The sequence below is a fragment of the Desulfobacter sp. UBA2225 genome (assembly GCF_002348205.1).
Classification (GTDB): domain Bacteria; phylum Desulfobacterota; class Desulfobacteria; order Desulfobacterales; family Desulfobacteraceae; genus Desulfobacter; species Desulfobacter postgatei.
The window spans coordinates 1-10,289 of sequence record NZ_DDYV01000322.1; the positions used below are offsets into that span (position 1 = coordinate 1).

Annotated in this window: 9 protein-coding genes; 2 read left to right on the forward strand and 7 right to left on the reverse strand. The window is 46.6% G+C overall.

The window, feature by feature from the left end; translation table 11 throughout:
- Both B3D59_RS16645 and B3D59_RS16650 read right to left on the reverse strand, forming a co-directional pair.
- A partial coding sequence (locus tag B3D59_RS16645) for a RecQ family ATP-dependent DNA helicase (protein ID WP_286822257.1) occupies positions 1-3,920 on the reverse strand: 3,920 nt, incomplete at its 3' end.
- On the reverse strand, positions 3,854-4,360 hold the full coding sequence (locus B3D59_RS16650; protein WP_286822258.1) for a SixA phosphatase family protein: 507 nt from the start codon (positions 4,358-4,360) through the stop codon (positions 3,854-3,856). The genes B3D59_RS16645 and B3D59_RS16650, both read right to left, overlap by 67 nt.
- A 453-nt stretch (positions 4,361-4,813) precedes the next feature.
- Between B3D59_RS16650 and B3D59_RS18525 the strand changes: the two genes are divergently transcribed.
- Positions 4,814-5,992: a TsoY family (seleno)protein gene (locus tag B3D59_RS18525; RefSeq protein WP_414646545.1), complete on the forward strand. Its 1,179-nt coding sequence runs from the start codon at positions 4,814-4,816 to the stop codon at positions 5,990-5,992.
- 109 nt (positions 5,993-6,101) lie between these two features.
- Positions 6,102-6,821 carry a thioredoxin-dependent peroxiredoxin gene (gene prxU, locus B3D59_RS16660; RefSeq protein WP_286822260.1) on the forward strand — a complete coding sequence of 240 codons (720 nt, stop codon included), beginning with the start codon at positions 6,102-6,104 and terminating at the stop codon, positions 6,819-6,821.
- A 153-nt stretch (positions 6,822-6,974) separates the two neighbouring features.
- Here prxU and B3D59_RS16665 read toward each other — a convergent pair whose 3' ends face one another.
- The 5 genes from B3D59_RS16665 to B3D59_RS16685 all read right to left on the reverse strand — a co-directional run.
- Positions 6,975-7,463, reverse strand: a complete 489-nt coding sequence (locus B3D59_RS16665; RefSeq protein WP_286822261.1) for a universal stress protein — start codon at positions 7,461-7,463, stop codon at positions 6,975-6,977.
- Between the two features lie 28 nt (positions 7,464-7,491).
- Complete coding sequence (locus tag B3D59_RS16670) at positions 7,492-8,457, reverse strand: serine/threonine protein kinase (protein ID WP_286822262.1); 966 nt, start codon at positions 8,455-8,457, stop codon at positions 7,492-7,494.
- A 134-nt stretch (positions 8,458-8,591) separates the two neighbouring features.
- Complete coding sequence (locus B3D59_RS16675) at positions 8,592-9,236, reverse strand: hypothetical protein (protein WP_286822263.1); 645 nt, start codon at positions 9,234-9,236, stop codon at positions 8,592-8,594.
- A gap of 6 nt (positions 9,237-9,242) precedes the next feature.
- A complete protein-coding gene (locus B3D59_RS16680) occupies positions 9,243-9,626 on the reverse strand; it encodes an alcohol dehydrogenase catalytic domain-containing protein (RefSeq protein WP_286822264.1) in 384 nt (127 codons plus the stop codon).
- Between the two features lie 265 nt (positions 9,627-9,891).
- Positions 9,892-10,289: transposase (locus tag B3D59_RS16685; RefSeq protein WP_414646546.1), on the reverse strand; the 398-nt coding region annotated here is incomplete at its 5' end.

A 10,289-nucleotide genomic window follows, 5' to 3' on the forward strand; every position in this document is an offset into this window, starting at 1 on the left:
CCGGTGAGTGCCGTAATAAACCGGTACTGACGTGCGTCTATATCCTGGTATTCATCCACCAGGATATAACGGTACCGAGCCAGCAGGTACTGCCGGGCCTGATCCGTTTCCACACCGGGGATTTGTCTGTTGCCGTCAAGAATATCAACAGCTTCGTCAATCACTTTGTTGAAATCAATCTCCCGGTTTGGGTTTTGCCCATTGTTCAGCGACAGCAGGCAGCGGCCGGTGATGCGCATGGCAAGACCGTGGAAGGTCATGGCCGTCACCTGGGCCGCCCGTTTCCCGGTCAATGCTTTGATTCTGGCCCGGAGCTCAATCATGGTACCGTGGTTGAAGCACAGGACAAGAATGCTTTCCGGGGGGATTGAGCGTGCCTTGATCAGCCAGGCGCATCGGTGGACGATGGTCCGGGTTTTGCCCGACCCGGGGCCTGCCAGCACCAGCAGGTTCCTCTCCTCCGGGGCCGCCACAATGGCCTCCTGTACCTTATTGCCAAGGCTTTGAATAATATCTGCATAAGCTTTGGCCGTCATGGCCGTGGTGATGATTTTTTTCTGGCCGGGAAAGTACCGGCGGATGAATTTATCGTGGGAGTGTTGAAAATAGTCCCGGACAAAGTCCAGGGCGGTCCGGATTTTCTCCATGCCGAACTGGGCATATTTTTCCATGACATGCACCTGGACATTTTTTTGTTCATAGTGCTGGGACAAGGGCTCGTAATCCCCCCGGGTGTACTGCCGGGGCAGGGCAGCTTCTTCCATGGACAGGGTAAATGCCTGGCGGAATACCCCCAGACCGTTTTGAAGGGTGATCACCTTTGTGTCGTGGAGAAACAACAGGCTTTTTTCCACCAGCCTGCTGCCGTTTCCCTTGAACCCGGACAGAAAAATGTCTTGGGTCATGGCCTGGATGATGTCCGAGAGGAAAAATTGTCCCAGAATCTCTTTCTGGGCGACTTTAAGATCCGGATCAAGATTGTTGATGATGGCGTCAATACAGACCCGGGCACACCTGTGGCGCAGCGCCATGCGCTCCTTTAAAATTTGCCAGGGCACATTGACAAAAACCCGCTGCTGTTCGGCGCCTTTTTTACCCACGATCTTCAGGGTTTTGCCCCCGGATTCCCCCTGGTCGGCAGCCATGGTGTGCAGCAAGGTGGTGCAGATATCTGCGGTGGCGGTTTCGAATCCCTTGTCCTTTAGGCGCTGGGCAACCAGGCGCAGGTTGATCAGATCGGCCTTGTCCGCACTGGATTCCGGGGAGAGCTCTGCCATCAGCTGGGCCATGGTCTTTTCCATGCGGGAAAAAAGCTCTAACAGATTTTCGGCGCTGTTGCGACCCTTGGGCCGGATGAAGGCAGTCATAACTGAACCCTCCCGGAGGAGCCCTGCATTGGCCATGTTGGACAGTTCATTCATGATGGTGCGCGGATCCAGGTATTTATCCGGCAGGTTTTCAATGCCGCTGAGGGCCTCGCACAGCATGTCCGCCGAGATGAGGGCGTTTTTCTCTTCGTTGAAAAGGGTCTGCAACAGCGTCATATATACCGAATGAACGGTTCGGGGCAGATTGAACTTTTTAAGTTTCGATTCTGCTTCATCCAGGCTTTTCACCAAAGGAACGCCTTTGAAAAACAGGGTACGGTTGAAATCCCGCCGGATAAATCCGCGTCTCTCCAGCCAGGCTAGGGCAATCCTGGCCCTTTGATCATCGCCGCCCATATGCTCATATCCTGCCAGGCGAAGGATCTCTGCCGGGGTAATCACGATTTCGGGAGATTTTTTGCCCCGGTCTTTTAACACCCTGAGGATTTTTTTGATATCCTGCAAAGAGAGTTTTGAATAGGCATTCAAGGAGAACTGGCTGTCAATGTCATCCTCTTCATAAAGAAGAATGCAGTCGGCAAGGTCCTGGTCCCGTCCGGCCCTGCCGGCTTCCTGGAGATAGTTTTCAAGGGAACCGGGGATATCCGCATGGATGACCAGCCGGATATCCTTTTTGTCGATTCCCATGCCAAAGGCGTTGGTGGCGCAGATCACAGGGATGGTACCTGATAAAAAATCATCTTGAATGTTGCGCTTGTCCGGTTCTGTGCGGCCTGCATGAAATGCCTGGCAGACAATGCCGCGCTCGTTGAGAAATCGGCTTAACGCTTCGGTGCCTTTTCGGGATGCGCAATAAACAATGGCACTGCCTTTGGTTTCCGACAGATTATCGTGAAGGGTGCGGGCAATGACATCGTATTTTTCAGCGGCTGTGACAGGATAGACGTAAAAGTGAAGGTTGTCCCGCTCTACACCCCCTTCAAAGGTGTCCAGGTCAAGGCCGAGTTTTTCATTAAAATGTTGGCGGATTTCTTCTTTAACCTCTTTTTTGGCCGTGGCGGTGAAGGCACCGATCACCGGCATTCGGCCTGTTTGTTTTTTCTGGTCGGCAATGAGGTCTGCCACGTGCAGGTAGTCGGGCCTGAAGTCATGTCCCCATTTTGACAGGCAGTGGGCTTCGTCAAAGATCCAGCAGTCCACCTGGCGGGAGGCGATCAGCTCCACCACGCTTTTATTGCGAAGTTGTTCAGGAGAGATGTACAAAAGCCCGATGTCGCCTAATCGTACTCTTTCCAGCACGGCACCCCGTTCGGGAAGGGTCAGGCTGCCGTTGATGGTGGCGGCCGCCTGGGTGCCGGTGGCATGATTGAGGTTGTCCACCTGGTCCTTCATCAAGGCCTTGAGCGGCGAAATGACGATGGTGAGCGCCCCGGTTCGTTCGTACCGGTGAAGTGCCGGAATCTGGTAGCAGATGGATTTGCCGCCCCCCGTGGCCAGTATGGCCAGGTGGTGGCGGCCTGAAAGGGAGGCGGAAACGATTTCCCGCTGGAGCATCCGGCCGTCGGGCATGGTCCGGTAGGCGTTGAAACCAAAATATTTATTTAAAAGATGTTCCGGATTGTTGTGTTGTGTGCAAAAGCTGCAGGCGTCATTACCGCAGGCCATCCGAAGTCTTAAAACCAGATCTGCGATACCATCAAACTCGTGGAGTACCCAGCCGGGAAGAACGGAGTTGCCCCCGGCCACCCGCAGCCAGGAAACCAGGTAGGCAAGTTCCGGTTTTCTGTGCAGGGATTTGCTGATTTCTTCCCAGATTTCCCGGGTCGCCGTGGCACAGCCCCGGGCCCGGCACAAAGTTAAAAACAGATCCCGGGCCCGGCTTTCATGGGGTTTTTCGCCGCCAAGACGTTCAAAAAGCTGACTGATCCCCTGAAACGTTCCTGTTGGTAGATCAAAGGCCCAGGCAAAAAAAGCAATGAGACCGGGTTGGCTTTCTTTTAAGAGAAGAAACGCTGCCAGTTGATCTTCAAAAAGCACCATGGAAAGCTTTGCATCGGCCACAGGGTTGTTTCGTGATGCGCTTAAAAGTTTATATCCTTTGATGAGCCGGTGGTAGGGATTTTCCGGAAAGGCCAAAGGAGAGAGCACCAGGGTGTCGATGGGGATCAAAGAGAGGATTCCGGCATCCGGGCAATGGGCTTTGGCCAGGGTCAGGTCATGCTTGATAATATTGTGCCCGAGAATATATGTTGCACCCTGTGCAAACCGGGAAAGCCGTTGGAGTGCCGGGGCCGGATTTGAAATGTTTTTTTCATTGAAAACCAGATCGTTAAATACGGCGCCGATCTGAAACACCCCATCATCGGGTGTGGCTTCGAAATCAATAATCAAGGGATTTGACAGATCATCCTTGAGGTCAAGAGGGAGGGCGGCAGGCAGGTTCGTGGGTGCCGTTTCAGGTATTCGGTTCGATTCCCGGATTCTATCCTGATCACTATCCCGGTCTCTATCCTGGGCGATCTCCATTACCGAAACATTTTGGGGGTTAAAAACGCGGTGAGCTGCATCCTGCGGAGGCCGATATCTGTCCATGAATCTGCGTCCAGTTCCAGCCGGGCATAGGCGCAGGTGGGCAGCTTTTCTATGGTTGTGTCTCCCACCCGGTTGCAGAAGTCATGAAATGCCGGATTATGGCCCACAATAACGGCCTGCTCAATGTTTGCCGGCAGATCGTCCCGGCAGAATTCCAAAAGGTCGTGGGCATTGAAGGTGTATAGTTTTTCTGCCACGGTCCAGGTAAAAGAGATCTTTTTAAGACAGCCGGCAATTCTTTCAATGGTTTCCCTGGCCCGGGCTGCAGGGCTTGTGAAAACATTGGAAAAATCACAGCCTGCTTTTGCAATTTCAGGCGCCATGACAGCGCATGCCCGGATGCCCCTTGGGGCGAGGGGTCTGTCAATATCTGCAAGGCTTGCGTCCTTCCAGCTCGATTTGGCATGACGGATGAGGTGAAGTGTTTTCATAGTTGACATAAGTACTCCAGTCCATAAAAAATGTGCTGCAAAACAATACGATATGATTATATAGATACGCAAGTCCTGCTGACACTGATTTTTATAAAATTTTCAGTTTTTTTTCAGTTTTCGTTCAGACACTAAAATATGATGAAAAGGTTAAAGTGGTCCGGGAATATAAAGTCTGTTCAATGGGTTGGAAACCAGTGTGCGATTTATTGAAGTGGAGGGTTGACTTTTTATTGTCCAGGGAATTATGTTTATATTTTACGCCATTTTTAGTTAGCATGTGAGCCATATGGCAAAGCGGGCTTCACTATAACGAGCATGTCCTGACGGATACAACAAACAATGAAAGATGTGAGTATTGAGTATTGAGAAAACAGCTTGTTTTAAATCTCACGACTCATAACTTTCTTATAAAACCAATGAGCAAATGAGGTGGAATATTGTTAACACGAAATAAAAATAATGGGGGGAGGGGATTTGAAACAAATTAACAATTGGTCGGCATTGCACTTTTTAGCCTCTTTGGGTGCAGGGGGAATGGTGGTTACTTTTTTTATGTATTTTTTGTTCTGGGTCCCCCATCCTGGGAGACCGATCCCCGTCTATGCGGACTGGTTTTCCCATATACAAACCGCAAGTACAGGGAAACAAGCTATGATGCTTTTAGGGCTTTCCGGCATTCTTTTTTTCGCCTGGTTACATTTCAAATGGCTGTTTTTAAATTTTACTCAATACCGAATTTTTAAGGCAAACGGAGGGGTAAAAAAAATTATCGGAACCAATGCCCATACACAACTTATGGCAATGCCGTTAACTTATGCCATGAGTCTCAATATCTGTTTTATTCTTTCAGCCCTTTTTATCCCGGGGTTATGGAATGTCGTTGAGTGGCTCTTTCCCGTCTCGATATTTGTGTTTACGATGATCGGTGTGTGGGCCAGTCGAATTTATCTGGATTTTTTTAGTCTTGTCCTGCAGAGCGGCAGTTTTGATCACACAGCCAACAATTCACTTAGCCAAATGTTACCCAGTTTTGCCTTTTCCATGGTTGGTGTCGGGCTGGCTGCCCCGGCTGGAATGAGCCAAAATACCGTTGTTATCGGAATTAGTTATTTGTTATCAATTTTTTTTACAACAGGGGCGTTATTCATAGGGCTGATCAAATTGATTATCGGCATGAATGACATGATCAAACAAGGGGTGTCCCGGTCATCCCTGCCGACGCTTTGGGTGGTGATACCGATATTGACGACAGCAGGCATCGCCGCAATGCGGTTAAGCCATGGTCTTCATTCCCTGGAACTTGGCCATGGCGCCCCAGATTATATTTTGCTTGCAATTATTTTTTCCATCCAGATCGTATTCTTTCTTCTGGGATGGTCGGTCATGAAACGGATGAAGTATTTTAAGGCACTACTCAATCATGAGGAGGACACGCCTGTAACTCTTGCGCTGATTTGTCCCGGTGTCGCTTTTGTTGTTATGGGCCACTTCGTTTTGAATAAAGTGATCGCAGCAATCGGAATTCTAACGAAATTTGATTATACTTACATGGCGATTTCTTTTGGCTTGATTGTTTTGCAGTTCATTACAGGTTGGTTATTGATCAGGCTTGCACGCAAGCAGCTCAGGTATACTTAACGATAAGTTTGTTTTTGATACTTGATCATCGAGTTATAAAAGATGCGGACTGTTTGCATGGTTCAATTCCAATTTTTTATTGTTATAACCCATAAAAAAAGGAGGAGGAATGGCTTCGGTTGGATGTGAGAGACCAGGCGCTGGTTTGATTGAACAGGAAGAAAAAAGTAAACAAGAAATAAAAGAAACAAAAGAAACTAAAAAAGGAGTTGTTAATATGATTCGTGTAGGACAAAAAGCGCCTGATTTTCAGGCGCCGGCATATTATAAGGGTGATTTTGCCTCTATTAAATTGTCTGACTATCTTGGCAAGTGGGTTGATCTTTGTTTTTATCCCGGCGATTTTACATTTGTCTGAGCCACCGAAATCTCGGCGGTCGCTGAGAAAAATGAAGAATTTGAAAAACTGGGCGTACAGGTGCTGTCCATGAGTACGGACTCCATTTTTGTTCATAAAATGTGGGAAGCGGCAGAGCTGTCAAAAATGGTGGGAGCAGGAAAAATACCATTTCCCATGTTGTCTGATGGCGGCGGAAAGATTGGGCAGATATATGGTGTATATGATGAGAATGCCGGTGTGGATATCCGGGGCCGTTTTCTCATAGATCCCGACGGTGTTGTCCAGGCATTTGAAATGCTATCACCGCCTGTGGGACGTAATGTATCTGAAACAATCCGGCAGATACAGGCCTTCCAGCTTGTCAGGGAAACCAAGGGAACCCAGGCCACGCCGTCCGGCTGGAGACCGGGAAAAGTAACGCTTAAGCCGGGACCCGGCTTGGTGGGTAATGTATGGAAAGAGTGGAAAACAGAAATGGCATTTGATTGAAACGATTAAAGCGATAATAAGTGTTTATCAGGGGGCATGCTGAAGCTTAAGTTTTAGTATTGCCCCCTTCATATTGTCTATTATAACCCGCCATGCTCCATAATTAATACCAGCCCATCCGGCTTAACGACCCTTTTCGTTTAACGTAAAAAATCAGTTTACAACCCATACGGTACAATCAGAAGCCGATTGAACGACCTTTGTCGAAACCGAGCCAAACAAAAACTCTTCAGCTTTGCTCACTCCGCGCCTACCGATTACAACTGTATCGTAATTCCCTTCTTCCCTGATCCTTAAAATATCCATACCGATACTGCGTCCGGTAGTACATATATCCGTATCATGAAATGGAGATTTGCAACTAGCAAAATATTGTTCAGTTACAACATCAGCACAAGCACCTTGTTTTATAAGGCTTTGCTTTGCCAATGACAGCTTTTCAGTCATCTCCTCTTCGTTTTTTCTACACTGACTGACCCAAATTTCATCATCAGGGTAAAGATCCTTATCCTGCAGCCTTTCGACATAAAGAATTAAAACTCGGGATATGGGGTAATGCTTCACTATATCACCCACATATTCAACCGCTTTGAAAGAATTTTCAGATCCATCAAATGCCACGAGAATCTTATTAAGTGTCATAATTTCACCCCCCCTGTTTAATTAGACATTATAAAGACCGAATCTCTTTTAAACTTTTATTCATATCAACCAGTATTTCATCTACCGACTCATAGAAAACCGAACTTGAAGACGATAAATGCATCAAGATATTATTTAATGAGTTTGGAATATAATTATATATTTTCTGCACATTAACGACACGGTTGCCGATAACTACAGAGTAATCACCTGCATTCAGTGTATTGAGAATAGAATTTTCCGTTCTGAGTTCCAGCAAAGTCTGCATAGTAAGATTTGCTTTACCGACAATATACACAAGAATGCTTTTTAATCCGAAAATATCCAGAGCAAAGGGATTTTCGTAAAGCTCAAACGCATAATCAAAGTCGATCCACCGATATGCGCCGGTGCCACTTTCAACCCACAAGTGATCACGCCGGATATCACCATGTTTTTCATCGTGGCTGTGCAAAAAACTGATTGCTTCGCACGCATCCATAAACTTCTCAAATATATCAGGAAAATATTCATGAAAATAAGTTTTATGATCCACCGGGATATCGTCCACCACAACGTCAAGCCGCTTTCCGCGAATGATATCCAAGACTCTGACATTATTTCCTGCTATGTCATCCTTAGAATATCCCTGCATGAAACGCATATCCCCTTTAACAAGATCTAAGATTCTAGCTTCTTTACGAGGACTTCTATAACACTTAATTTCGAACGGCCCAATATGCATTGGAAATGTTTCATAAAAGGCTAATTTTAAAATTTGAGACTGACCGGATTCAAGATGCTTAACGCGCTTTACCCAATATTTCGGGTCAACCAAACCAAATCGGCGCTCCTGCTCATTTTTAAGTACAAGAAAATGCTCATTTCCAAGTTTCATGACATCACTGTAATCAATACTCATAAATTCAGTCGAATCAGTGAAAATTTTCCCAAAACGGGACATTGGAGAATCAGGCATATACTTATGGATAAGTTTTTTAACCTCACTACTCATAGACACTCCTGATATTGTATATGAACTCAATGATTGAGATGAAGCAACATAACACTGCTTATAAACTTATGAAAAGGGTACCACAACAGAGTTAAAAGTAAAATAGCAAGGCTAATTTATTTCAACTCTCAGGATCAGCCTATTTTAAGAACCTTTGCTCCCCTGATGGTTCCTTTTTTCAGCGCTGCCAGGGCCTGGTTAGCCTCTTCAAGTGAAAATTCCTCAACCTCCGGCCGGATGCCAAACCGGTCAGCCAGGGTTAAAAATTCTACTACATCCTTACGGCAGATATTGGCAACACTCTTGATCTCTTTCTCCATCCAAAGATGGGCCGGATAATCCAGGTTTAAAAGGTAATCTTTATCCATCTCTTCTTTCCTGATGGCATTTATCACCAGCCGTCCGCCGGGTTTAAGGTTTTTCATTGCCTCAACAACCGGTTTCCAGGCAGGTGTGGTGTCAATAACAGAGTCCAGCAGTTCCGGTGACGCTTCTGCCGTATCCCCTGCCCAGACAGCCCCAAGCTCTTTTGCAAATTCTCTCTCTACGGAATTTCTGGCAAAAACAAACACCTTTGCATCAGGATATTTAAACCTGACCAGCTTTAATACCAGATGACCCGAAGCACCAAACCCGGTCAGCCCGATATTCTGCCCATTCTTAAGTCCTGTTAATCTCAAAGAGCGGTACCCGATTGCACCTGCACATAAAAGTGGCGCAGTCTCCGTATCCTTAAGCCCATCCGGAACAGGAACGGCAAAGTGTTCCGGAATGACCATATATTCCTATTCCGCATACCCGCCATTGGCATCCTTCCCTGTGGCCTTGAAATCCTTACACAGGTTCTCATTGCCGGCCAGGCAGAATTCACATGTGCGGCAGGCTGAATAAATCCACGCAATCCCAACCCGGTCACCAAGTTGAAAACTTTTAACATGTTTACCGGTCGTTTCAACCTGTCCCACCACCTGGTGTCCCAAAATAACCGGCAGAACCGGCGGTGCAGATCTGCCTTCAATTTCATCCAGTTCAGTATGGCAGACCCCGCAGACAGACACCTTAACCAAAATTTCGTCATTTCCCGGAACAGGAACAGGCAGGTCAACCAAATCCAGAGGCGTCTGGTTTTCAGCAAAAAGACCAAGTTTTTTCAGGACCATGGCTTTCATAATGAAAATTCCAATTGCATATTTGTTAAAATTTAAAGCATTAAAAGATAGATTTTGAATATTACATGTATTATCAGAAGATTGTAGCAAGGGAATTGCAATTTTACCAGCAATTCTAATTTTATTCTCACACAAAGCCTCAAAGGCACAAAGGTTGAGAAAACCAAATAAAAGCTTTGTGTCTTAGTGTCTTTGTGCGAGTTGTTTAACTAAAAAAAATCATATTTCGAATTGCTGCAATTTTACGATTAATCCGGGGACATGATTAATCCGGGGACATCTTACATATTTTTCTTCGACCTGGCTTCTTTGGTCTGAGCCGTCTCTCTAAAAGAGTCTCCAATTGCTTTACAAAAGTGGTTTTTCCCAACGGTCGGCCGTTACGTTCATGCTTTCTGAACAATTCGATTTCAGATTCTTTTATGTCAGAGGATAAAAAATCTCGCCAGGGTGTATTAACAATCTCAAGCAAGGGTCTTGTTTTGACAAGAACGTCATCCTTTTCATTCATATGCGCCCCGGCGCTACTCCATTTCCAATCCTCAGGACGTTTTACAAGACCCGCACGGACCGGGTTATACTCGATATACCGCGTGCATGCCTTCAAGTAAGTTTCTTCCATGATAAATGATGCAAAACGCCCCTGCCATAAATGACCGCGCC

Bases quoted from the DNA above. Each gene is read 5' to 3' on its own strand.
- B3D59_RS16650 (WP_286822258.1), bottom strand. From the start codon at position 4,360: ATGTCAACTATGAAAACACTTCACCTCATCCGTCATGCCAAATCGAGC.
- B3D59_RS18525 (WP_414646545.1), top strand. From the start codon at position 4,814: ATGGGGGGAGGGGATTTGAAACAAATTAACAATTGGTCGGCATTGCAC.
- B3D59_RS16665 (WP_286822261.1), bottom strand. From the start codon at position 7,463: ATGACACTTAATAAGATTCTCGTGGCATTTGATGGATCTGAAAATTCT.
- B3D59_RS16670 (WP_286822262.1), bottom strand. From the start codon at position 8,457: ATGAGTAGTGAGGTTAAAAAACTTATCCATAAGTATATGCCTGATTCT.
- B3D59_RS16675 (WP_286822263.1), bottom strand. From the start codon at position 9,236: ATGGTCATTCCGGAACACTTTGCCGTTCCTGTTCCGGATGGGCTTAAG.
- B3D59_RS16680 (WP_286822264.1), bottom strand. From the start codon at position 9,626: ATGAAAGCCATGGTCCTGAAAAAACTTGGTCTTTTTGCTGAAAACCAG.